The 25,927-nt window shown below is 61.7% G+C and carries 12 protein-coding genes; 4 read left to right on the plus strand and 8 right to left on the minus strand.

Translation table 11 applies throughout. The features are described from left to right. Window positions 1-28: 28 nt before the first annotated feature. The 7 genes from VD17_RS14685 to VD17_RS14715 form a co-directional block, all read right to left on the minus strand. Entirely contained in the window at window positions 29-571 is a 543-nt protein-coding gene (locus VD17_RS14685) for an exonuclease domain-containing protein (RefSeq protein WP_046054423.1), read from the minus strand. Between the two features lie 71 nt (window positions 572-642). Next, on the minus strand, window positions 643-2,604 hold the full coding sequence (locus tag VD17_RS14690; RefSeq protein ID WP_046054424.1) for an acetyl/propionyl/methylcrotonyl-CoA carboxylase subunit alpha: 1,962 nt from the start codon (window positions 2,602-2,604) through the stop codon (window positions 643-645). A gap of 132 nt (window positions 2,605-2,736) precedes the next feature. Next, entirely contained in the window at window positions 2,737-3,534 is a 798-nt protein-coding gene (locus VD17_RS14695; RefSeq protein ID WP_046054425.1) for an enoyl-CoA hydratase/isomerase family protein, read from the minus strand. Next, window positions 3,531-4,688, minus strand: a complete 1,158-nt coding sequence (gene atuD, locus VD17_RS14700; RefSeq protein WP_046054426.1) for a citronellyl-CoA dehydrogenase — start codon at window positions 4,686-4,688, stop codon at window positions 3,531-3,533. The genes VD17_RS14695 and atuD overlap by 4 nt, the downstream gene beginning before the upstream one ends. Before the next feature lie 23 nt (window positions 4,689-4,711). After that, window positions 4,712-6,328 (minus strand): geranyl-CoA carboxylase subunit beta, encoded by a 1,617-nt coding sequence (gene atuC / locus VD17_RS14705; protein WP_046054427.1) that lies wholly within the window; start codon window positions 6,326-6,328, stop codon window positions 4,712-4,714. 3 nt (window positions 6,329-6,331) lie between these two features. Next, on the minus strand, window positions 6,332-7,201 hold the full coding sequence (locus VD17_RS14710) for an SDR family oxidoreductase (protein WP_046054428.1): 870 nt from the start codon (window positions 7,199-7,201) through the stop codon (window positions 6,332-6,334). A gap of 12 nt (window positions 7,202-7,213) precedes the next feature. Then, window positions 7,214-9,004, minus strand: coding sequence for an acyclic terpene utilization AtuA family protein (locus VD17_RS14715; RefSeq protein WP_185753152.1), 1,791 nt, complete (start codon window positions 9,002-9,004; stop codon window positions 7,214-7,216). Window positions 9,005-9,194: 190 nt separating this feature from the next. Here VD17_RS14715 and VD17_RS14720 point away from each other — a divergent pair, with 190 nt between their 5' ends. The 3 genes from VD17_RS14720 (at window position 9,195) to VD17_RS14730 (ending at window position 11,836) form a co-directional block, all read left to right on the plus strand. After that, window positions 9,195-9,821 carry a TetR/AcrR family transcriptional regulator gene (locus VD17_RS14720; RefSeq protein WP_046054430.1) on the plus strand — a complete coding sequence of 209 codons (627 nt, stop codon included), beginning with the start codon at window positions 9,195-9,197 and terminating at the stop codon, window positions 9,819-9,821. A gap of 94 nt (window positions 9,822-9,915) precedes the next feature. Then, window positions 9,916-10,722 (plus strand): substrate-binding periplasmic protein, encoded by an 807-nt coding sequence (locus VD17_RS14725; RefSeq protein ID WP_080932004.1) that lies wholly within the window; start codon window positions 9,916-9,918, stop codon window positions 10,720-10,722. Window positions 10,723-10,822: 100 nt separating this feature from the next. Then, window positions 10,823-11,836: a GNAT family N-acetyltransferase gene (locus VD17_RS14730; RefSeq protein WP_046054432.1), complete on the plus strand. Its 1,014-nt coding sequence runs from the start codon at window positions 10,823-10,825 to the stop codon at window positions 11,834-11,836. A 111-nt stretch (window positions 11,837-11,947) separates the two neighbouring features. On the opposite strand, the gene VD17_RS14735 is transcribed toward VD17_RS14730, so the two are convergent. Next, on the minus strand, window positions 11,948-12,496 hold the full coding sequence (locus tag VD17_RS14735) for an RNA polymerase factor sigma-70 (RefSeq protein ID WP_008145913.1): 549 nt from the start codon (window positions 12,494-12,496) through the stop codon (window positions 11,948-11,950). 384 nt (window positions 12,497-12,880) lie between these two features. Between VD17_RS14735 and VD17_RS14740 the strand changes: the two genes are divergently transcribed. Continuing rightward, a complete protein-coding gene (locus tag VD17_RS14740) occupies window positions 12,881-25,864 on the plus strand; it encodes a non-ribosomal peptide synthetase (RefSeq protein ID WP_046054433.1) in 12,984 nt (4,327 codons plus the stop codon). Window positions 25,865-25,927 lie beyond the last annotated feature (63 nt).

Below are 25,927 nucleotides of genomic sequence, written 5' to 3' on the forward strand. Positions count from 1 at the left end.
GCACAAGGCCCATGCCGGCGTCACCTCTCTAAGACGGAAGAACCAGTGGCATTAATCGTGCGGTATTGCGCGCATCTTCCAGCGCCCGATGTTGTTGGCCACTGAACTGCATGCCCGCCAGTTGCAGCGCGGCATTGAGCCCCAGCGGGCGTTCCAGCCGGCGAGCCTTGGCAAAGCGCTGTTTGAGGTTCATGTGCGGCACCCGGCTCAGGGCGCTGTCGAGTTGCAGGCGCTCCCACTCCTGAACCAACTGTTTGCGATCGTAATCGCCCCAGCTGGCCCAGCCTTCGAGGCGCGAGTGATGCTGACCGAGCCACTGCTCAAACGACGCCCAGACCTCATTCAGCGGCTGCGCGGCGTCGATGTTGGCCTGGGTGATGCGGGTCAGTTGCCGGCAAAACGGCGTCAGCAAGGGCCGACGCAGCGGCCGGACGAAACGCTGGAAAGCATCCAGTTCACGCCCCTTGCGGTCCACCAGGGTGGCGCCGATTTCGATGATTTCCATTTCCGTTACTGGCCAACCACCCTCATCGGTGGTGGCTTCTAGATCAATGACCAGCCAATGAGGCATCGCAGGGTTCCTGGTATCCGCGTCCTGATAGGGCTTGAGCGTAGCCAAACCCGGCGGATCCGCCTAGCGGCTTATTCGACCTCCAACAAAATCTGACGATTTTTCACCTGATCGCCAACCCTGACCTGCAAGCGTTTGAGCACGCCGTCGATACCCGATTTGAGCGGATGCTCCATTTTCATGGCCTCCAGCACGACCAGCAACTGGCCTTTACTGACCGTGCTGCCCTCAGTCACCAGCACGTCGACGATCGCCCCGTCCATCGGAGCCTTGAGGGTGCCGGTGCTGACGCTGGCCTGGGCGCCGACCAAGGCCTGCGTCCGGTCCACCAGCCGCACACTGCCGGGGCGGGTGAACAGCCAGAGTTGCCCGGCCTCGAGACGGTAAGCATGACGTCGCCGGATGCCGTTGATTTCCAGGCTGGCCCAGCGTCCGTCGCACTGGATGATCTTTAATTCAAAGGGCGTTGTGGCGACTTGAATCCGATACGGTTCACCCGGCACAGCGTTCAATTCCACCGGCCACTCCTGATCCTCAAGGCCGATTCGATAGTGCAGCGGCACGCTGGCGTTGTTGCGCCAACCGGCCAGTGGCGCGTGATGAACCTGCGCCGAGGCCTGATAGAACAGCGCAGCAGCGATGGCTAGTTCTTCGGCGCTCGGCACATGCGCATGCAGGCAGGGATGCTCGGCAAAGTGTGCCGGGATGAACCCGGTGCTGAACTCGCCACTGATGAAATGCGGGTGTTCGAGCAGGCTGGCGAGCAAGCGCTGATTGCTTTGCACGCCGAGCAGCACGCTGTCCTGCACCGCCCGCAGCAACTTACGTCGGGCTTCTTCGCGGGTGGCGCCGTGGGCGATGATCTTGCCCAGCATCGGGTCATAAAACGGGCTGACTGTCTGGCCTTCGATCAGGCCATGATCGATCCGCACGCCGCCCTGCAACGCGGGCTCCCAGGCAGTGATGCGACCGGTTTGTGGGAGAAAACCGTGTGCCGGATCTTCGGCGTACAAACGGACTTCCATGGCATGTCCGTTGAGCTGCACTTGCTCCTGGCACAACGGCAGAGGCAGTCCTTCGGCGACGTGCAACTGCCAGGCCACCAGATCGAGGCCAGTGATCAATTCAGTCACCGGGTGTTCCACCTGGAGTCGGGTGTTCATCTCCAGAAAGTAAAACTGCCCGCACGCGTCCAGCAGGAACTCGACGGTGCCAGCGCCGACGTAATTCACGGCGCGACCCGCCTTGAGCGCCGCTTCGCCCATGGCCTGACGCAACTCGGCGGTCATCACCGGGCAGGGTGCTTCTTCGATGACTTTTTGATGGCGACGCTGGATCGAGCAATCGCGCTCGCCAAGGTAGATCAGGTTGCCGTGCAGGTCGCCGAACAGTTGAACTTCGACGTGACGTGGGTCGATCAGCGCTTGCTCGAGAATCAGTTCGCCGCTGCCAAACCCATGCAGCGCTTCGGAGCGGGCGGTGCGCAGTTGTTCGAGCAAATCATTGGCCTCGTGCACCAGGCGCATGCCCCGCCCGCCACCGCCGGCACTGGCCTTGATCATCAGCGGATAGCCGATGCGTGCGGCTTCGCGGCTGAGGGTTGCGTCGTCCTGTGCTTCGCCCTGATAACCCTTGATGCACGGCACACCGGCATCGAGCATGGCAAGTTTCGACAGGCGTTTGCTGCCCATCAGTTCGATGGCGTCGGGGCTGGGGCCGATGAAGGTGATGCCGGCATCCTGGCAGGCGCGGGCGAAGCCGGCGTTTTCCGATAGGAAGCCGTAGCCTGGATGGATTGCGTCAGCGCCCGTGCGCCGGGCGGCGTCGAGAATGGCCGGGATATTCAGATAAGACTGCTGCACTGGGGCCGGGCCGACGTTCACGGCTTCGTCTGCCATCTGCACGTGCAACGCATCGGCGTCGGCATCGCTGAAGATTGCGACCGTGCGATAGCCCAGGGCCTGGGCAGTGCGCTGGATGCGGCAGGCGATTTCACCGCGGTTGGCGATCAGGATTTTGCTGAGTCCGGGCATGGGGGTTTCCCTTTTGTTTTGCAGTGGATGTGATGGCCTCATCGCGAGCAAGCTCGCTCCCACAGGGTTTTGTGAACGACACAGAACCAATGTGGGAGCGAGCTTGCTCCGGGCGGCGTTCCGACGATGCTGTTAAGGCGCCCACCCGGGTTTGCGTTTCTGCACGAAAGCCATGGTCCCCTCAATACCTTCAGCCCCGGTCACCGCCTCGCTGAACCAATCGGCCGCTTCGTCCAGCAACGCATTCGATGGTTGTCCGGCACTCGCCAGCAACAGCTTTTTGGTCGTCGCATTGGCCTGCGGCGCGCAGCACAACACGTGGGCCAGAATTTCATCGAGACGCTCGGCCAACGCTTGCGCGTCATGCTCGACAAAATGCACCAACCCCATGCGCCGTGCATGTGTGCCATCGAAACGTGCTGCAGTCAGCGCCAGTCGGCGAGTCTGAGTCAGGCCGATGCGCTGCACCACGAACGGCGCGATTTGCGCTGGCAGCAGGCCGAGGCTGGTTTCCGGCAGACCGAATTGCGCCTGGTGATCGGCCAAGGCGACGTCGCTGACGCAAGCCAGACCAAAACCACCGCCGAGCACCGCGCCTTGCAGCACCGTGATCACCACTTGCGGCGCGTGTTGCACCTCTTGCAGCAACGCACCGAACGCGCGATTCAAGTCGCGATAGGCGCTCGGGCCTTGAGCGCGTGCGTTGGCCATGTCCTTGATGTCGCCACCGGCGCAAAAATGCCCGCCCGCACCACCGATCACCAGTGCGCGAATGGCTCGGTCGTCACGCACCGCCGCCAGCACCGCACGCAGTTCGGCGACCATCTGCAAGCTCATGGCGTTGCGGCTTTCGGGGCGGTTGAGGGTGATGTGCAGGACACCGTTATGCGGTTCGAGCAGCAAGGTCTGGCAAACCGGCAGGGTGCTCATTGCTTTTTCCCCGGCAGGATGCCCATGAGTTTGCAGATGATCCCCAGCATGATTTCGTCGGCACCGCCGCCGATCGACACCAGCCGCACGTCTCGGTAAGCGCGCGCCACCGGGTTGTCCCACATGAAACCCATGCCGCCCCAGTATTGCAGGCAGCTGTCGCTGACTTCACGGCCCAGACGCCCGGCCTTGAGTTTGGCCATCGACGCCAGACGGGTGACGTCCTGGCCTTTGATGTACTGCTCGGTGGCCTGATAGACCAATGCCCGCAGGCATTCAATTTCGGTTTGCAGTTCGGCCAGACGGAAGTGGATGACCTGATTGTCGATCAGCGCACTGCCGAAGGTTTTACGTTCCTTGCAGTACTCGATGGTGCTGTCGACGCAGTACTCCAGGCCCTTGATCATGTTCGCCGCGCCGAACAGCCGTTCCTCCTGGAACTGCAGCATCTGCATCATGAACCCCGCGCCTTCATGGCCGATGCGGTTGCGTTGCGGCACGCGCACGTTGTCAAAAAACACCTGGGCGGTTTCCGAGCTGCGCATGCCGAGCTTGTCCAGGTGCGAGCTGAGGCTGATGCCCGGCGTGTTCATCGGCACCATGATCAGCGACTTGTTGATGTGCGGTTTGTCGTCCGAGGTGTTGGCCAGCAGACAGATGAAGTCCGCGCTCGGTGAGTTGGTGATCCACATCTTGCTGCCGTTGATCACGTAGTCGTCGCCGTCCTTGCGGGCGGTGGTTTTCAAACCGGCCACGTCGGAACCGGCGCCGACTTCGGAAACACCGATGCAGCCGACCTGCTCGCCAGTGATCGCCGGCCGCAGGAATTCTTCGCGCAGTTCATCGGAGCCGAAACGCGCCAGCGCCGGGGTGCACATGTCGGTCTGCACGCCGATGGACATCGGAATGCCGCCGCAGTGGATGGTGCCGAACTCTTCAGCCGCGACGATCGAATAGCTGTAATCGAGCCCCATGCCGCCAAACTTTTCCGGTTTGGAAATCCCCAGCAGGCCGAGGTCGCCGGCCTTGCGGAAGATCTCGTGGATCGGAAAGCGTCCAGCCTTTTCCCATTCCTCGACGTGAGGATTGATCTCGTGATCGACGAATTGGCGGACGGTGCGGCGCAGTGCTTCGTGTTCCTGGGTGAAGATCATTTTTATTGTTCTCCTTATCGTCCTTAGAAGCGGGCTACACCAAAACTGTTGGATTGCAGCGGCCGCACTTCAGCCTCATGACAGATATCCAGCAAGTACCCGAGCAAGGTCCGGGTATCGCGAGGATCAATCAACCCGTCGTCCCACAAGCTGGCACTGCCATAGAGTGCGGTGGACTGGCTGTCGAGTTTCTGCGCGGTGACCTGTTCCAGCATGTCGAGCATTTTGGGGTCGGGCACCAGGCCGTCCTTGGCCTGTTTGGCCTCGGTGACGATCCGCAGCACTTTGCCGGCCTGGGCGCCGCCCATCACCGCCGTGCGGCTGTTGGGCCACGCGAAGATGAAGCGTGGGTCGAGGCCGCGGCCGCACATCGCGTAATTGCCGGCACCGTAGGAGCCACCGACGACGATGGTCAGTTTAGGCACGCGGGCATTGGCCACCGCTTGAATCATTTTCGCGCCGTGTTTGATCACGCCTTGCTGCTCCGACTCGGTGCCGACCATGAACCCGGTGGTGTTGTGGAAGAACAGCAACGGCGTCTGGCTTTGGTCACAGAGCTGAATGAACTGCGCCGCCTTGCTCGCACCCTTGGGCGTGATCGGCCCATTGTTGCCAATGAACCCGCAGGCGCGGCCTTGAATCTGCAAATGGCCGCAGACGGTTTGCTGATCGAACTCGCCTTTGAATTCGAGGAAGTTCGAGCCGTCGGCAATCCGCGCGATGATTTCGCGCACGTCATAGGGCTTTTTGGGGTCATCAGGAATCAGCCCGAGCAACTCGTCGATGGGGTAGAGCGGTTCTTCCCACCGACGTTCGGGTACCCAGGGCAACTGATCATTCCACGGCAACAGGCTGACAATCTCGCGCACCTGGCGCACGCCATCGGCATCGTTCTCGGCCAGGTATTCAGCGGTGCCGGCGATTTGCGCATGCATCTCGGCGCCGCCCAGTGCTTCATCGGTGGCGACTTCACCGGTGGCAGCCTTGAGCAGCGGCGGGCCGGCCAGAAACAGCTTGGCCTTGCCACGCACCACCACCACGTAATCCGACAACCCTGGCTGATAGGCGCCGCCCGCCGTGGCCGAGCCATGGACCACGGTGATTTGCGGCAGGCCCATGGCCGACATCCGTGCCTGATTGGCAAAGCTGCGGGCGCCTTCGACGAAAATCTCCGCCGCGTAATTGAGGTTGGCGCCACCGCTTTCGGCCAGGGTAATGACCGGCAGTTTGTTCTCCATGGCGATCTGTTGCAGGCGCAGGGACTTTTTCAAACCGCTGGGGGAAATGGTCCCGCCCTTGATCGCACTGTTGTTCGCCACCACCAGCACGCGCACGCCGGACACGTAACCGATCCCGGCGATCAATCCGCCGCCTGCGGAGCTGCCGTCCTTGTCGTCGTGCAGTTTGTAGCCGGCCAGGCTCGCCAGTTCGAGGAATGGCGCGCCGGGGTCCAGCAGCAGATTGAGGCGTTCCCGGGGCAACAATTGGCCGCGCTTGTCGAACCGGGGTTTGGCTTCGGCCGCCTTGTTCAGCAGGTTCTGTTCGAGTTGGCGGACCTGTTCGATGCCGACCAGCATCGCCGCGCGATTGCGGGCGAACTGTTCGCTGAACGAGTCCACTTGCGACTGAATCACCGGCATGACTTATTCCTTATCCTTGAGGACGTCCGGCAAGTAGGCGCGATGGAAGCCGTTATACGACTCGCTGATCTGCGCCTTGTGTATCGGCCAGGCGCGCCCGCCCAGGCTGGCGGCGCCGTCGATGCGCAAGGTGCTGCCGCTGACAAATGCCGCGGCCGGGCTGAGCAGGAAAACGATCGCCGCGCTGACTTCCGATTCGGTGCCGATGCGTTTCAGTGGAACGTGTTCACGCAGCGTCGGGATCACCGCTTTGAACGCGCCTTCGTAGGTGTCCATGCCACTGGACGCGATCCAGCCCGGTGCCACGGCGTTGACCCGCACCCCGGCATAACCCCATTCGAACGCGGCGGTCTTGGTGAGGTTGTCCATGCCCGAACGCGCCGCGCCCGAGTGGCCCATGCCGGGCATGCCGCCCCACATGTCGGCGAGCATATTGACGATGGCGCCACCATGTTTGCTCATGGACTGGTTGAACACTTCCCGGGCCATCAAGAAGCCGCCCATCAGGTTGGTGCGCAACACCGTATCGAAGCCTTTTTGATTGATCGACGCCAGCGGTGACGGGTACTGCCCGCCGGCATTATTGACCAGACCGTGAATCGGTCCGTACTTGCGGATCAACTCGCTGACCACATGCTTGACCGCTTCTTCCTCACGAATGTCGCAGACCATCCAGTCAGCCTTGCCGCCATCCTCGGCAATCTCGGCCGTGACGTTTTTCAGCTTGTCGGCCTTGCGACCGAGCAGCAGCACATGGGCGCCGAGGGCCGCCAGTTCGTGAGCGGTGCAACGGCCGATGCCGCTGCCGCCACCGGTGACGATGATGTTTTTGCCTGCAAACAAATCGGCTTTGAAAATCGAATCGTAAGCCATGGCGACAGTCCTCTAGTTGACCTGGTCGGCGATGCGCTGAGGCACCGGTATCTGGATTTCCAGCAGTTGCTGGGCGAAGGCCTTGCCTTGCGGATCGATCCGCAGGCTGGCCACGCCACCGCCTCCCAGGGCGTTTTCCAGCAGAAAATTAAGGCTGTGGGTGCCCGGCAGGTACCAGCGTTCGACACGTCCGTGGATCGGGTCGAGGACGTGACTCATCCAGTCGACGATCACTTCCGGGGTCAAGGCTTCGGCAATCCACGGCAGGTACTCCGGCTTGCGGGCCATGACGCCGATGTTGCTGTGATTGCCCTTGTCACCGGAGCGCGCCACGGCGAGTTTGACCAGGGCCACGCTGGCATCGGCCCGGTCTGCGGATTTCGGTGGGGCGCACGCCACGGGCAGGTCGGCGGTGTCGAGCACATCAACGGCGGGCAGGGCGCAGGGGTGGCGCTGGCCCTTGAGATCAATTTCCAGCGTGCAAGCGGTTTTGTCGATAAGGAACGAGAACAGCCGGATCAGCGGATACACCGTTGGCCGTCCACCGACAATCCCGGTCAGTCCCGGCGCCATGCCGGTGGCGGCCTGGGCGATTTCACGGGAGAACACAATCAACGCCTGTTTACCCGGATGGCGCACCGCGAGTTTGATCACCACTTCGCGGCTGTCCTGACGCTGACCGTGGGGGCCATAAGTGGCTTCGCTGCCGAGCAGTTCGATGTTCACTTCGCTGTAGGGTGGCCAACCGCGCTGGCTGAAGATTTCCGACGTCTTGTTGATGATCGCTTCGCTGACTCGACGCGCCTTGTCGACCGCATCGATCCCGGCGATCAGGCAACTGGCGGTGCAGCGGAAACCGTCCGGGTACGTCGCGCTGACCTTGTACTGATCGGTCGGCGGCAAGCCTTTTGCGCCGTGCACCCGAACCGCGTTTTTGCCTTGTTGCACGAGTTTGACTTCAGTGAAATCGCAGACCACGTCCGGCAGCAGATACGCCTGCGGGTTACCGATTTCATACAGCATCTGCTCGCCGACCGTCAGCGGCGTGACCAGTCCGCCGGAGCCTTCGGGTTTGCTGACGATGAACTGGCTGTCGGCGCTGACTTCGACGATGGGGAAGCCGATGTGTTCGTAGTCGGGCACCTCGCGCCAATCGGTGAAGTTGCCGCCGGTGCACTGGGCACCGCATTCGATGATGTGCCCGGCCAACGCGGCCTGGGCGAGTTTGTCGTAGTCGTGCCAGGACCAGCTGAATTCATGCACCAGCGCGGCGCTGACCACGGCGCTGTCGACCACGCGTCCGGTGATGACGATGTCGGCACCCAGACGCAGGGCTTCGACGATGCCCGGTGCGCCGAGGTAGGCGTTGGTCGAGACGCACATCGGCGGCAAGGGCGCGCCGCTGAACATTTCATGGATACCGCTGCCGCCCAGCTGTTTGAGTTGCGGCTGCAGGTCATCGCCCAGCAGCACGGCGATTTTCAGCACCACCCCGGCCTTGTCGCAGGCCGCTTGCAGGGCGGCGGCGCAGGCTTGCGGGTTGACCCCGCCAGCGTTGCTGATGACGCGGATTTTCTGTTCGGCGAGTTGACCCAACAGCGGGCTGAGGACTTCGATGAAGTCGCTGGCGTAACCGGCCTGGGGATCTTTCATCCGCGCGCCGGCCATGATCGACATCGTGATTTCGGCCAGATAATCGAAGACCAGATAGTCCAGACGCCCACCTGCCACCAGTTGCGCGGCGGCGGTCGAGGTGTCGCCCCAGAAGGCGCTGGCGCAACCGATGCGGATTGTTTTTGGCACAGTCAACTCCATAACCACCCCCGACAGAAGTACATCGAGACTACCAAGCAAGCGCTTGGTTTGTAAACGGCTGAAATATCTTCTGCCCGAGCGCTTGCTTGGTCGCTCCGGCCAGCTTAAATTGCCCGCGCAACCCCGCAGTTTTAGCGGTGAGCGGCGTATTTGATTGATCGACTGTAGGAGAGAACGGGTGGACGAGCAAAAAGCCCTGAGGGTGATGCGCGAATTGGTCGACAGCGGCCAATTGACCGACCCGGACAGCGCCCGCGGCAAACTGCTGCAAGTGGCGGCTCACCTGTTCCGCAACAAAGGTTACGAACGCACCACCGTGCGCGATCTGGCCGGCGCCGTGGGGATTCAGTCAGGCAGCATTTTTCATCACTTCAAAAGCAAGGACGAGATCCTGCGTGCGGTGATGGAGGAGACCATCCGCTACAACACCGCGTTAATGCGTGCAGCCCTGGCAGAAGCCAACAGTGTGCGCGAGCGGGTACTGGCGCTGATTCGTTGTGAATTGCAGTCGATCATGGGCGGCAGCGGCGAGGCCATGGCGGTGTTGGTGTATGAATGGCGCTCGCTGTCCGCAGACGGGCAGGCGCAGGTGCTGGCGCTGCGTGATATTTATGAAGAACTCTGGCTGCAAGTGTTGGGGGAAGCCAAGGAGGCGGGTTTTATTCGCGGGGATGTGTTCATCACCCGCCGTTTTCTGACGGGTGCGTTGTCCTGGACCACCACCTGGTTTCGCGCCGGCGGCAGCATGAGCCTCGATCAATTGGCCGATGAGGCATTGATTCTCGTGCTGGAAGAAAAGCACTAAGTTTGTTTTGAATCAGAAGGAAACTGGCTAAGTCGCCGAAACCGCCTAGCTTGAATGCATTGAAGCGTATTTTTTTGGGGAGTGGGTTTTTTTGATGTCTTCGCCAATTCGGACGGTTTCGCGGCTTTTGCTGGCGACGCTTGCGGTGTTATGCGTGGTTCCATCCCAGGCCGCACAACAGGTGCGGGTCGGTGCCGCACATTTCCCCCCCTATACCGTGCGCCCGGAATCCGGTGCCGACACCGGTTTGCTGCCGCAGCTGGTCGAGGCGCTCAATGCCTTGCAGAACGACTATCAGTTTGTATTGGTACCCACTTCCATTCCCCGGCGTTTCGGTGACTTCAAGCAAGGCCGGGTGGATATGGCGATTTTCGAGAACCCGGACTGGGGCTGGAAGGACATCCCGCACACCACAGTCGACATGGGGCTGGAAGACGCCGAGATTTTCGTCGCACAACGCCAGCCCGATGGCCAGCCGGTTCGCCAGCAGAATTATTTTGCCGACCTCGCCGGCAAGCGTCTGGCGCTGTTCAGCGGCTATCACTACGAATTCGCCAACTTCAACGCCGATCCAAAATTCCTCGCACAAAACTACAACGCCACGCTGACGTACTCCCATGACAGTAACCTGCTGATGGTGCTGCGCGGGCGTGCCGACGTTGCCCTGGTGACGCGCTCGTACCTCAGCGATTACCTGCTGCGCAACGAGAAAGTCGCCAATCAACTGCTGGTGTCCCAACGTATCGATCAGGTTTATCACCACTACGCCATCCTCAGTCCGGCCGCACCGATCAGTGGCGAGGCGTTCGGCAAGTTGCTGCAAGGGTTGCGGGACAATGGCCAGATGCTGAAGATTTTCGATCCTTACAAGATTGCCATCGTTCCGGTCCCGGGTAACTGAGATCGCACCACAGGTCGCGTATTGACCGACTTGTCTTAAATTTCCCGCACTGGCTCACGTCACCTCGTTGAACTGTCGACGATTAACGTGAGCCCGACCCATGTCCACTCTGAATGACCTGACTGCCCTGGCCTTGCCGACAGGAAGCCGTCTTGTAGCTGATGAAACCGAAAGCCGCCTGTGCCTAAGCCTTGAAGGGCAGCCGCTGATTCAATTGCGCCTGACTCGCGAGCCCGCGCTGCAAGTGCACGTAGAAGAGCGCTTCGACCACGCCGACAATCGTGCCGTCTGGGCGGCCTGTTATTGGCTGTTTGCCCGTGACCCGGCCTGCCAGCGCCTGACCTGGCATCTCGATGAAGCCCCCACCGTAGCATTGCTCTGCGGGTTGTTGATCCCTACCGAAATCGTCGGCCAGTATCGTTGCGAGCGCACGCTGTTCTGGCAGTTGCCTCAGCCTTGGCTGGGCGTGTCACTGACATCGGGTTATCCGCAGCAACTGGTCATCAGTGGCGGCAAGCGTCATCCGCTGCGCCCGGTGAAACCGCGCGGTGAAGTCTATCGGCGTTTTGATGCGCGGCTTGGTGCGTGGATTTCCCTGCGCACGGTGGACATCGACCTGGACCTGGCACGTTTCAATCGTTGGCAGAACAACCCGCGCGTGGCGAGTTTCTGGCAGGAGGAGGGCAGCCTCGAGCAGCATCGCGAGTACCTGAGCAAACTTGAAGCCGATCCCCATACTTTGACGCTGATCGGTTGTTTCGATGATCAGCCGTTCGCCTACTTTGAAGCCTATTGGGCCAAGGAAGATCGCATTGCGCCGTTCTATGACGTCGGCGATTACGACCGCGGTATTCACATGTTGGTGGGTGAGGAAAATCACCGTGGCCCGCACAAGGTGGCGAGCTGGTTATCGGCGTTGACGCATTACCTGTTTCTCGACGATCCACGCACTCAGCGAGTGGTTGCCGAGCCTCGCGCCGACAACGCGAAGATGATCGGGCATATGCAGAACCAGGGTTTCCACTGCGAAAAAGCGTTCGACTTCCCGCACAAGCGCGCGGCGCTGATGGTGTTGGGGCGTGAGCGGTTTTTTGATCGGTGTGCGTTGGCGTGATCCGGGGTTAAGCCTAAAAGATCGCAGCCTTCGGCAGCTCCTACATGGGATTGCGTACACCCTGTAGGAGCTGCCGAAGGCTGCGATCTTTTTTATGAAACCGGCAAGGTTTCAGCGGCGGGCAAAAGTATCCACGCGACTGCCCGATACCTTGCGGCAGTGCACCAGCGCATCGCGAATCATGAAGTTCACCAGGGTCGGCGAGACGCCTAGCTCCTTGGCGATGTCCTTTTGTGGCACGCCGTGCAGGCGGTACATCTCGAAGGCGTAGCGGGTGCGGCTGGGCAGCTCGGTCAGCGCGTCGGCTATGTGTTCCAGCGTCGAGAAGTTGATGTGCGAGGTTTCCGGCGAAGCACCTTGAATCACCACGTTCAGGCCTTCCTCTTCCGGGCCCGAATACTTCTGCTCCAGCGCCTGTTTGCGGTAGTGATCGATCGCCAGGTTGCGCACGATCTGGAACAGGTAGCTGAGCTGAGCCTTGAACGAGGACGTGATCTGCGGCGCGGATTGCAGCCGGAAGAACGCATCCTGCACCACGTCTTCAGCACGCGACCGGCAGCCGGTAATGCGGGCTGCAATCTTGACCAGGATCAGTCGATTGTCGACGAATGCCTGAAGTAGCGGTGAATCGCACCTGCTTGTGGACACTTGTTCCGTCATGGAAATCACCTTGCTGCCAATAGGTTCGTGGGACGGCTAGCGGGGGCTGGGCCGTCCAACACATCGAGCGCCAAATTATTCTTAATGATAATGATTGTCAAATGAGAAATAGAACTAATGCGCTGCAAAGGTGCAGGGTGAGAACTGCGACACGCTGACGCGCCCGCTTGCGGCACCGCAGTTCCATTGGCGATCAGGCCTGCCGACTAATTATTTAAAGACGTCAACCGTTCTCATTGGTGAATGGTTCCGGGTAGCGGCTGTGGCCAAAACAGCATTCCCAAGCCTCGCGCGGTCGGCGAAGACCGCGTCCTGTACGCCTCGAAGGGGCGTGACGTCAGAAAACCGATTCCACTTGCAAGCCGAATTCAGGCAGGAAACCTCATGACCGACGCGTTCGAACTCCCCAGCACACTGGTCCAAGCCCTCCAGCGCCGAGCGGCCCTGACGCCGGACCGGGTGGCCTTGCGTTTTCTCGCCGAAACCCAGGATCAGGCTGTGGTGCTCAGTTATCGCGAGCTGGATCAGCGGGCGCGGACCATTGCTGGCGCGTTGCAGGCCGAGGCTGTGTTTGGCGATCGCGCGGTGCTGCTGTTTCCCAGCGGCCCGGATTACGTCGCGGCGTTCTTCGGCTGCCTGTACGCCGGTGTGATCGCAGTGCCGGCCTATCCGCCGGAGTCGGCGCGTCGTCATCATCAGGAGCGTCTGTTGTCGATCATTAGCGATGCCGAACCGCGTCTGCTGCTGACCAGCGCCGGCCTGCGCGATGCGTTGCAGCAAATAGAGGGCGCGCCACCGTTGCTGTGTGTCGATACGCTCGACAGCGCATTGGCCGAACGTTGGGTGGCGCCGGAACTTGCAGACGACCACATCGCGTTCCTGCAATACACCTCCGGCTCCACCGCGTTGCCGAAAGGGGTGCAAGTCAGCCACGGCAACCTGGTGGCGAATGAACTGCTGATCCGCCACGGCTTCGGCATCGATCTGAATCCTGACGACGTGATCGTCAGCTGGTTGCCGCTGTACCACGACATGGGCCTGATCGGCGGTCTGTTGCAGCCGATTTTCAGCGGCGTGCCATGCGTGTTGATGTCTCCGGGGTATTTCCTCGGCCGGCCGTTGCGCTGGCTGGAAGCGATCAGCGAGTACGGCGGCACCATCAGCGGCGGGCCGGACTTTGCCTATCGGTTGTGCAGCGAGCGGGTCAGTGAATCGGCCCTGGAGCGCCTCGACCTGAGCGGCTGGCGCGTGGCGTATTCCGGTTCCGAACCGATTCGCCTCGATACCCTGGATCGCTTCGCCGAGAAGTTCGCGGCCTGCGGTTTCACCCAAGACAGTTTCATGGCGTCGTACGGGTTGGCCGAAGCGACACTGTTCGTGGCCGGCAGCCCTCGCGGTCAGGGCATTGGCAACCTGCGCGTGGACGATCACGCCCTGGCACAAAACCGTGCCGAGCCAGGCGATGGCAGCCCGATTATGAGTTGCGGCATCAGTCAGCCGGATCACGCAGTGCTGATTGCCGATCCAACAGCCCTCAACGAGTTGGCTGACAATGCAGTCGGCGAAGTCTGGGCCGCCGGGCCAAGCATCGCCCACGGCTACTGGCGCAACCCGGAGGCCAGCGCCAAAACCTTCGTTCAGCACGCTGGCCGTACCTGGCTGCGTACCGGTGACCTGGGCTTTATGCGCAACGGTGAACTGTTCATCACCGGTCGCCTGAAGGACCTGTTGATCGTGCGTGGGTACAACCTTTATCCACAGGACATCGAGCAAACCATCGAGCGCGAAGTGGAGGTGGTTCGCAAAGGTCGTGTTGCCGCTTTTGCGGTGAACATCGAGGGGCAGGAAGGCATCGGCATTGCGGCGGAAGTCAGCCGCAGCGTGCAGAAAATCCTCCCGCCCGACGCCCTGATCAAAGCCATCCGTCAAGCCGTGGCGGAGGCGTATCAGGAGGCGCCAAGCGTGGTGGTGCTGCTTAATCCGGGCGCGTTGCCCAAGACCTCCAGCGGCAAACTGCAACGCTCGGCATGCCGCAATCGCCTGGCCGACGGCAGCCTCGACAGCTATGCGCTGTTCCCGTCGGCAGACATCGAAAGTAAATCCGCGACTGAATCAGGTTCCGAACTGCAAACCCTGATCGGCCAGATCTGGTGCGAGCAACTGCAGGTCAAACAGATCTGCGCCGACGATCACTTCTTCCTGCTGGGCGGCAACTCTATTGCCGCCACTCAGGTGGTCGCACGTCTGCGCGAGGCACTCGGTCTGGAGCTGAACCTGCGCCTGCTGTTTGAAGCGCCGACCCTTGGCGCGTTTGCCGCCGCAGTCGCTCAGCAACAACAGGACGGCGGACTCGCCCAAGGCGCGATCACCTCGTTGTCGCGCACCGAAGCCATGCCGCAATCGCTTGCGCAAAACCGTCTGTGGATCACCTGGCAACTCGACCCGCAGAGCAGCGCCTACAACATTCCCGGCGCCTTGCGCCTGCGTGGCGAACTGGATGAAGACGCCTTGCGCGCCAGCTTCCAACAGCTGATCGAGCGTCACGAATCCCTGCGCACGCGGTTCATCGAGCGTGACGGTGTGGCGCTGCAGCAGGTCGATGCAGCGAGCGAATTCAACCTGCAACTGATCGACATCAGCGACCTGCCGGTTGCCGAGCGTGAAGTCCGTGCGCAGCAAATCCGAGAGGACGAAGCCCGCACTCAATTCGATCTGCAGAAAGGCCCGCTGTTGTGGGTGACCCTGGTGCGCCTCGATGAAGAGGACCATCAACTGTTGGTGACGATGCACCACATCATCGCCGACGGCTGGTCGCTGAACGTGCTGATCGACGAGTTCTCGCGCCTGTATGCCGCAGCGTCCCAAGGACAAAAGGCGACACTGCCAGCATTGCCGACTCAGTACGCCGACTACGGCAGCTGGCAGCGTCAATGGCTGGCGCAAGGGGAGGGCGAGCGCCAGCTGGCTTACTGGAAAGCGCAATTGGGCGATGAGCATCCGACCCTGAGCCTGGCCACTGATCATCCGCGTTCGGCGCAACACCTTCACAGCGCCGCGCGCCACACCATACGGTTGGGCGCGACGCTGAGCGATGCGATTCGCCAGACCGCCCAGGCCCATGAGTCCACTTCGTTCATGCTGTTGCTCGCCGCGTTCCAGTGCCTGCTGCACCGCTACAGTGGCCAACGCGACATCCGCATCGGCGTGCCGAACGCCAACCGTCCGCGCCTTGAAACCCAAGGGCTGATCGGCTTCTTCATCAACACCCAGGTGCTACACGCCGAACTGGATTCGCAGCTGCCATTCGTCGATCTACTGGCGCAAACCCGTCAGGCTGCATTGGGCGCACAAGCACATCAGGACCTGCCGTTCGAACAATTGCTCGAAGCCTTCCCGCAAGCCCGCGAACAAGGTCTGTTTCAGGTCATGTTCAACCACCAGCAACGGGACTTGAGCGCATTGCGTCGCCTGCCTGGATTGCTCGCCGAAGAGCTGCCTTGGCACAGCCGCGAAGCCAAGTTCGACCTGCAACTGCACAGCGAGGAAGACCAAAAGGGTCGCCTGAGCCTGTCCTTCGACTACGCCAGCGAACTGTTCGACGTGGCGACCATCGAGCGCTTGGCCGAGCACTTCACCAACCTGCTGCGAGCCATTTGCGAACAACCAAAAACTGCCATCGGCGACCTTCCACTACTGACCCCGAGTGAGCACGATCAGCAATCATCTTGGAGCGCTGCACCGTGCACACAGGCCAGCGTTTGGCTGCCCGAATTGCTCAATGAACAGGCTCGCCTGACCCCGGAGCGCACCGCTCTTATGTGGGACGGTGGCGCCATGGATTTCGCCGAACTGCACACCCAGGCCAACCGCTTGGCCCATTACCTGCGCGACAAAGGCGTCGGCCCGGATGTTTGCGTGGCCATTGCCGCCGAGCGTTCGCCGCAGTTGCTGATCGGCCTGCTGGCGATCATCAAGGCCGGCGGCGCCTACGTGCCGCTGGACCCGGACTACCCGGCCGAACGCCTGGCTTACATGCTCAGCGACAGCGGCGTCGAATTGCTGCTGACCCAAACCCAATTACTCGAGCGCTTGCCGGCCACCGATGGCGTCAGCGTGATCGCCATGGATGCCTTGCATCTGGAGAGCTGGCCGAGCCATACACCGGGCCTGCACTTGCACGGCGACAACCTGGCGTACGTGATTTACACCTCCGGTTCCACCGGCCAGCCGAAGGGCGTCGGCAACACCCACGCAGCCCTCGCCGAGCGCCTGCAATGGATGCAGAACACCTATCGATTGAACGACACCGACGTGCTGATGCAAAAGGCGCCGATCAGTTTTGACGTGTCGGTGTGGGAGTGCTTCTGGCCGCTGATTACCGGTGCACGCTTGCTGATCGCCGGCCCCGGTGAACACCGCGATCCGCATCGTATTGCGCAATTGGTTCAACAGTTCGGCGTGACCACGCTGCACTTTGTACCGCCGCTGCTTTCGTTGTTTATCGACGAACCGCTGACCACCGAATGCACCAGCCTGCGCCGCGTATTCTCCGGCGGTGAAGCCTTGCCCGCCGAACTGCGCAACCGCGTGCTGGAACACCTGCCGGCCGTGCAATTGCACAACCGTTACGGCCCGACCGAAACCGCGATCAACGTCACTCATTGGCACTGCACAACCGCCGATGGCGAGCGCTCGCCGATTGGTCGTCCGTTGGGCAATGTGCTGTGCCGCGTGCTCGATGAGGCACTCAATCCCGTTCCGGCCGGTGTGCCGGGCGAGCTGTGCATCAGCGGTATCGGTCTGGCGCGCGGCTATTTGGGCCGTCCGGGACTGACCGCAGAACGTTTTGTCGTCGATCCATTGGGTGAGCAGGGCGCGCGTCTGTACCGTACCGGCGACCGTGCGCGCTGGGCCGCCGACGGCGTGATCGAATACCTCGGCCGTCTCGATCAGCAGGTCAAACTGCGTGGCTTCCGCGTTGAACCGGAAGAAATCGAAGCACGATTGCTGGCACAGGACTGCGTCGCTCAAGCCGTGGTGCTGGTGCGCGAAACGGCGGCCGGCGGACAGTTGATCGGTTACTACACCGCAACCGATTCCACAGAAGATGTTGATGCTCAAACCGCACGCCTGAAAGCTGCGCTGGCCGCCGAGTTGCCGGAATACATGGTTCCAGCGCAACTCATGCGCCTGGACGTAATTCCCCTGAGCCCAAGCGGTAAACTCGACCGCCGCGCTTTGCCGGAGCCTCAGTGGCAAGTGCGCGAGCACGTTGAACCGGTCACTGCCCTCGAGCAACAAATCGCCGGCATCTGGCGTGAAGTATTGGGCCTCGCGCAAGTCGGCCTGCGTGACGATTTCTTCGCCCTCGGCGGCCATTCCTTGCTGGCCACGCAAATCATTTCCCGCACCCGTCAGGCCTGCGACGTCGAGTTGCCGCTGCGCGCGCTGTTCGAAAACAGTGAGCTGGGCGCCTTTGCCGAACAGGTGCAACTGATCCAGGCCAGCGGCAAAACCAACCAGCAACCGCCGATCGAGAAAGTCGACCGCAGCCAACCGGTGCCGTTGTCCTATTCCCAGCAGCGCATGTGGTTCCTCTGGCAGATGGAACCGGACAGCCCGGCCTACAACGTTGGTGGCATGGCACGGCTGCGCGGGGTGCTCGATGTCGGGCGCTTCGAAGCCGCGCTGCAAGCCCTGATCATGCGTCATGAAACCCTGCGCACTACGTTCCCGAGCATCAATGGCGTGGCCCGGCAACGGGTTCACCCAGACACCGGGATGCGCATGGACTGGAAGGACTTCTCCGCGCTCGACGTTGATCGCCGCGAACAGCGCGTCCAGCAACTGGCCGACGACGAGGCGCATAAACCCTTCGATCTGGAAACCGGACCCCTGCTGCGCGCCTGTATGGTCAAGACCGCCGAGCACGAACATTATCTGGTGCTGACCCTGCACCACATCGTCACCGAAGGCTGGGCGATGGACATCTTCGCCCGGGAACTGAGCGCGCTTTACGAGGCCTTTGTCGATGACCGCGAATCGCCGCTGCAACCGCTGCCGGTGCAATACCTGGATTACAGCGTCTGGCAGCGCCAGTGGCTGGAGTCCGGCGAACGTCAGCGCCAACTCGACTACTGGACCGCGCAACTGGGCCGCGAACATCCGTTGCTGGAGTTGCCCGCCGACCGTCCGCGTCCACCGGTACAAAGTCATCAGGGCGAACTGTTCCGTTTCGACCTGAGCGATGAGCTTGCCGCGCGCGTTCGTGCTTTCAATGCACACAACGGTCTGACCCTGTTCATGACCATGACCGCCGCGCTGGCAGTGCTGCTTTACCGCTACAGCGGCCAGACCGACCTGCGCATCGGCGCGCCGGTGGCCAACCGGATTCGTCCGGAAAGCGAAGGGCTGATCGGTGCGTTCCTCAACACCCAAGTGCTGCGTTGCCAGCTCGACGGGCAGATGTCCGTGGGTGAGTTGTTCGAGCAGGTTCGCCACACCGTGATCGAAGGCCAGTCTCATCAGGACTTGCCGTTCGATCATTTGGTGGAGGCTTTGCAGCCTCCGCGCAGCGCGGCGTACAACCCGTTGTTTCAGGTGATGTGCAACGTGCAGCGCTGGGAATTCCAGCAGAGCCGCACACTCGCCGGCATGACCGTCGAATACCTGGCCAACGATGCGCGGGCGACCAAGTTCGACCTCAACCTGGAAGTCACCGACCTCGACCATCGCCTGGGTTGCTGCCTGACCTACAGCACCGATCTGTTCGATGAACCACGCATTGCGCGGATAGCCGGGCATTGGCGCAACCTGCTGGAAGCGCTGCTGGCCGATCCGCAACAGCGCCTCAGTGAACTGCCGCTGCTGGAAGCCACCGAACAGCAACACCTGCTCGACAGCCTCGGCGTCGAGCCGGGCGAACACCGCCTCGACCAGTGCATTCATCACCTGTTCAGCGAGCAGGCCCTGGCGCGCAAAGATGCGCCGGCACTGACCTTCGCCGGGCAAACCCTTAGCTACGCCGAACTCGACTGCCGCGCCAATCGCCTGGCCTGGATGCTCCGCGAGCGTGGCGTCGGGCCGCAGGTTCGGGTGGGTCTGGCGCTTGAGCGTTCACTGGAAATGGTCGTCGGCCTGCTGGCGATCCTCAAGGCGGGCGGCGCCTACGTGCCGCTGGACCCGGAGTACCCGCTGGATCGTTTGCACTACATGATCGAAGACAGCGGCATCGGTTTGCTGCTCAGCGATGCCGCAATGTTCGATGCGCTCGGCGAACTGCCGGCAACGGTCGCTCGTTGGTGCCTGGAGGAGGACGCAGCAGAACTGGCCCATTACCCGGCCACCGAGCTGCCGTTTATCAGCCTGCCGCAGCATCAGGCTTACCTGATTTACACTTCGGGCTCTACCGGCAAACCGAAAGGCGTGGTGGTGTCCCACGGTGAAATCGCCATGCATTGCCAAGCGGTCATTGAACGTTTTGGCATGCGCCCGGACGATTGCGAACTGCACTTCTATTCGATCAACTTCGATGCGGCAACCGAGCGTTTGCTGGTGCCGTTGTTGAGTGGTGCTCAAGTCGTTCTGCGCGCTCAAGGTCAGTGGGACGCGGAAGAAATCTGTGGTCTGATTCGCCGCCATCACATCAATATCCTCGGCTTCACCCCGAGCTACGGCAGCCAATTGGCGCAGTGGCTGGCGACCCAGGGTGAAATCCTGCCGGTGCGCATGTGCATCACCGGCGGTGAAGCGCTGACCGGCGAACACCTGGCGCGGATTCGTGCGGCGTTCAAGCCGAGCCTGTTTTTCAACGCCTACGGCCCGACCGAAACCGTGGTCATGCCCCTGGCCAGTCTGGCGCCCGAGCAGCTTGAAGAAGGGCTGGGCAGCGTGCCGATCGGCAGTGTGATTGGTGCGCGCGTGGCCTACATCCTCGACGCTGATCTGGCGCTGGTGCCGCAAGGCGCGACGGGCGAGTTGTACGTCGGCGGCGCCGGTCTGGCGCAGGGTTATCACCTGCGTCCGGGTATGACGGCCGAACGTTTTGTGGCTGATCCGTTCGCGGCCAATGGCGGGCGTCTGTACCGCACCGGCGATCTGGTGCGCCAGCGCGCCGACGGTCTGGTGGAATACCTCGGACGTATCGACCATCAAGTGAAGATTCGTGGTTTCCGCATTGAACTGGGCGAAATCGAAACCCGTCTGCTGGAACATGAATCGATCCGTGAAGCCGTGGTGCTGGCGCTGGATGCCCCGAGCGGCAAACAACTGGTCGGCTATCTGGTGACTGAGGTCGCTGAGCAGGACGAAACGCAACAAAACACACTGCGTGAGGCGTTGAAGGCGCACCTCAAATCCCAGTTGCCGGATTACATGGTGCCAACGCATTTGATCCTGCTGGCCAGCATGCCGCTGACCGCCAACGGCAAACTCGACCGCCGCGCATTGCCGGCCCCGGACCCGGAGTTGAACCGTCAGCAGTACGTGGCACCGAGCAACGAGCTTGAACTGACGCTGGCCGCCATCTGGTGCGAAGTGCTGAACGTCCTGCAGGTCGGCCTCAACGACAACTTCTTCGAACTGGGCGGCGATTCGATTCTGTCGATCCAGGTGGTCAGCCGTGCACGGCAGCAGGGCATTCACTTCAGCCCGCGAGATCTGTTCCAGCACCAGACCGTGCAAACCCTGGCCGCCGTGGCGACCCGCACCGAGCAGGTCACCGCCGAACAAGGTTTGCTGACCGGCGAACCGCGTCTGACGCCGATCCAGCACTGGTTCTTCGACACCGACATCCCCCAGCGTCAACACTGGAACCAGGCGTTGCTGCTGGAACCGACCGTGGCGCTGGAGCCCCATCATCTGGAGCAAGCGCTGCTGGCAGTGATCGAACAGCACGACGCCTTGCGTTTGCGCTTCTCTGAAATTGCAGGCCGATGGCAGGCCGAGCACCAGGCGATTTCCGACGCGCCGGTGCTATGGCAAGTGCGCGTTTCGTCCATGGACCAAGGCGCGGCACTGTTCGCCGATGCCCAGCGCAGCCTCGACCTTGAGGATGGGCCGCTGATGCGCGCGCTGCTGGTCGATGGTCCTGAGGGGCAACAACGGCTGTTCATCGCCATTCACCACTTGGTCGTGGATGGGGTTTCGTGGCGGGTGTTGCTGGACGATTTGCAAACGGTGTATCGCCAACTGAACGCAGGGCAGTCGGCAAAACTGCTGGCGAAAACCAGTGCCTTCAAGGACTGGGCCGCACGCTTGCAGGCGTATGCCGGCAGCGAATCCCTGCGTGAAGAACTGAGCTGGTGGCAGTCGCAACTGGCCGGTGAAAGCGCCGGATTGCCGTGTGATCGCCCAGAGGGTTGCCGGCAGAATCGTCATGCGCAAACTGTCAGCGTGCGCCTCGATGTCGAGCGCACTCGCCAACTGCTGCAACAGGCACCGAGCGCCTATCGCACTCAGGTCAACGACTTGCTGCTGACCGCATTGGCCCGCGTGCTGTGCCGTTGGAGTGGTCACGCATCGGCGCTGATTCAACTCGAAGGGCATGGCCGCGAAACCCTGTTCGACGAGATCGACCTGACCCGCACCGTCGGCTGGTTCACCAGCGCTTATCCGCTGCGGCTGATGCCAGCGGATGGGCAGGGCGCTTCGATCAAAGCGATCAAGGAACAACTGCGCGCCGTGCCGCACAAAGGCCTGGGTTATGGCGTGTTGCGTTATCTCGCCGATGACTCGAGCCGGCAGACCATGGCTGCCTTGCCGGTGGCGCCGATCACCTTCAACTACCTCGGTCAGTTCGACCAGAGCTTCGGCGCGGACGCCTTGTTCCGTCCTCTCGATGAAGCGGTCGGTGCGGCCCATGATGCTCGCGCGCCGCTGCCCAATGAGCTGAGCGTCGACAGTCAGGTCTATGGCGGTGAACTGGTGCTGCGTTGGACCTTCAGCGCCGAACGCCACGACCCGCAGACCATCACCGACCTGGCGGACGCCTACCTCGGCGAATTGCAGGGCCTGATCGAGCATTGCCTGCGCGACGATGCGGGAGGCCTGACGCCGTCAGACTTCCCATTGGCGAAACTGACCCAGCCGCAACTCGACGCGCTGCCAATCCCGGCCGCCGCCATCGAAGACGTCTACCCGCTGACGCCGATGCAGGAGGGCATGCTGCTGCACACCTTGCTGGAACCGGGCACCGGCCTCTACTACATGCAGGATCGCTACCGCATCAACAGCGAGCTCGACCCGCAACGTTTCGCCCAGGCCTGGCAAGCGGTGATCGCCCGTCACGAAGCCCTGCGCGCATCGTTCTGCTGGAACGTCGGCGAAGACATGCTGCAAGTTATCCACAAGCCGGGCAGCACGCCGATCGAGTACCTGGACTGGAGCGTAATCGGCGGAGCCGAACAGGAGCCGAAGTTGCAGGCATTGCTGAAAAGCGAGCGCGAGGCCGGGTTCGATCTGCTCAATCAGGCACCGTTCCACCTGCGCCTGATCAAGGTCGGCGCGGCGCGCTACTGGTTCATGATGAGCAACCACCACATCCTCATCGATGCCTGGTGCCGTTCGCTGCTGATGAACGATTTCTTCGAAATCTATACCGCATTGGGCGAAGGCCGGGACGCGCAACTGGCCGTGCCGCCGCGTTATCGCGACTACATCGGCTGGCTGCAACGCCAAAGCCTGGCCGAAGCGCGGCAGTGGTGGAAAACCAACCTGCAAGGCTTCGAGCGGACCACGCCGATCCCGAGCGACAGGCCGTTCCTGCGCGAACATGCCGGCGAAAGCGGCGGCATGATCGTCGGCGACCGCTACACACGGCTCGATGCCCGTGACGGTGCGCAACTGCGCGAAATGGCTCAGGCCCATCAACTGACGATCAATACCTTTGCCCAAGCGGCGTGGGCGCTGGTGCTACGCCGCTTGAGCGGTGATCGCGACGTGCTGTTCGGCGTCACGGTAGCCGGGCGTCCGGTGGACATGCCGCAGATGCAGCGCACGGTCGGGCTGTTCATCAACAGCATCGCGCTGCGGGTGAAAATGCCCGAGGACGATCAGCGTTGCAGTGTTCGTCAATGGTTGAGCGGTTTGCTCGACAGCAACATGCAACTGCGCGAGTACGAATACCTGCCGCTGGTGAGCATTCAGGAAAACAGCGAACTGCCCAAGGGACAGCCGTTGTTCGACAGCCTGTTCGTGTTCGAAAACGCCCCGGTGGAAGTCTCGGTGCTGGACCGTGCGCAAAGCCTCAACGCGACCTCGGATTCGGGCCGAACCCACACCAACTTCCCGCTGACGGCGGTCTGCTATCCGGGCGATGACCTGGGCCTGCACCTGTCTTACGACCAGCGTTATTTTGATGAGTCGACCGTCGAGTGCATGCTCGGCGAGTTCAAGCGGTTGCTGCTGGCACTGGTTGAAGGTTTCCACGGAGACATGGCCGATCTACCGTTGCTGGGCTTTGATGAGCAAGACTTCCTGATCCGCGGCTGCAACCAGAGCGAGCACGATTACCCGCTGGAGCAGAGTTACGTCTCATTGTTTGAAGCGCAGGTTGCCGAGCATCCACAGCGCATTGCCGCCAGTTGCCTGGATCAACAGCACAGCTACCTTGAGCTGAATGAGCGCAGTAACCGTCTCGGTCACGCCTTGATCGCCGCTGGCGTAAGGCTGGATCAACCGGTGGCGTTGCTGGCTGAACGTAACCTCGATCTGCCGGGCATGATCATCGGCAGCTTCAAGGCGGGCGCGGGTTATTTGCCGCTGGACCCGGGGCTGCCGAGTCAGCGTCTGAGCCGGATCATCGATCTGAGCCGCACGCCGGTGCTGGTCTGCACTCAGGCCTGCCGCGAACAAGCGGTGGCGCTGCTGGATGAGTTTGGTTGCGCCAACCGGCCCACGTTGTTGGTCTGGGAAGAGGTGCAGGCGAGTGATGTTTCGGTTGCCAACCCGGGCATCTACAGCGGCCCGGACAACCTTGCCTACGTGATCTACACCTCGGGCTCCACCGGTTTGCCGAAAGGCGTGATGGTCGAACAGCGCGGCATGCTCAACAACCAGTTGAGCAAGGTTCCCTACCTGAACTTGAGCGATGCCGATGTGATCGCCCAGACCGCCTCGCAAAGTTTCGACATTTCGGTCTGGCAGTTCCTCGCCGCACCGCTGTTCGGCGCTCGGGTGGACATCGTGCCGAACACCATCGCCCATGATCCGCAAGGGTTGCTGGCGCATGTGTCGGCCCAGGGCATTACCGTGCTGGAAAGCGTGCCGTCGTTGATTCAGGGCATGCTCGCCCAGGAACGCATGAGCCTCGACGGTCTGCGCTGGATGCTGCCAACCGGTGAGGCAATGCCTCCGGAGCTGGCGCACCAATGGCTGCTGCGCTACCCGGAGATCGGGCTGGTGAATGCTTATGGTCCGGCGGAATGCTCGGACGACGTGGCGTTCTTCCGCGTCGACATGGCGTCGACTCGTGGCAGTTACTTGCCGATCGGCACGCCGACCGACAACAACCGCTTATACCTGCTTGATGGTGCCTTGGAACTGGTGCCGTTGGGTGCGGTGGGCGAGTTGTGTGTCGCCGGCACCGGGGTAGGGCGCGGTTATGTGAGCGATCCGTTGCGCACGGCTCAAGTGTTTGTGCCGAATCCGTTTGGTGAACCGGGGGATCGTCTGTATCGCACTGGCGACCTGGCCCGTCGGCGCAGTGACGGTGTGCTGGAATACGTCGGACGGATCGACCATCAAGTGAAGATCCGCGGTTACCGCATCGAACTGGGTGAAATCGAAGCGCGTTTGCATGAGCAACCGCAAGTGCGCGAAGCGGCAGTCGGCGTGCAGGAAGGCGTGAACGGCAAACATCTGGTCGGCTATTTGGTCGCGGCTGATGCTTTGATCAATCCAACCGAGCGACTGGAACGCATTAAGCAACGCCTGCGTGCTGAACTGCCGGAATACATGGTGCCGCTGCACTGGCTATGGCTGGATCGGATGCCGCTGAACGCCAACGGCAAGCTTGATCGCAAGGCTTTGCCGGCGCTGGAGATCGGCCAGTTGCAGAGCCAGGACTACCAGGCGCCGCGCAATGAGCTGGAGCAGACGCTGGCGGATATCTGGGCCGAGGTGCTGAAGGTCGAGAAGGTCGGTGTTCGCGACAACTTCTTCGAGCTGGGCGGGCATTCATTGCTGGCGACGCAGATCGCTTCGCGGGTGCAGAAAGCCCTGCAACGTGATGTACCGCTGCGGGCAATGTTCGAATGCAGCACGGTGGCGGAGTTGGCCGAATACATCGACGGATTGGCGGCGAGCGACATCACCGAGGAGAAGGTGGATCGTCTTAATGATTTGATGGCGGAACTGGAGGGGCTTTGATTCTCTAGCGCCGCTAAAGGCCTCATCGCGAGCAAGCTCGCTCCCACAGGGATATGCGATCAC

The organism is Pseudomonas fluorescens (genome assembly GCF_000968015.1).
Taxonomy (GTDB): Bacteria; Pseudomonadota; Gammaproteobacteria; order Pseudomonadales; family Pseudomonadaceae; genus Aquipseudomonas; species Aquipseudomonas fluorescens_W.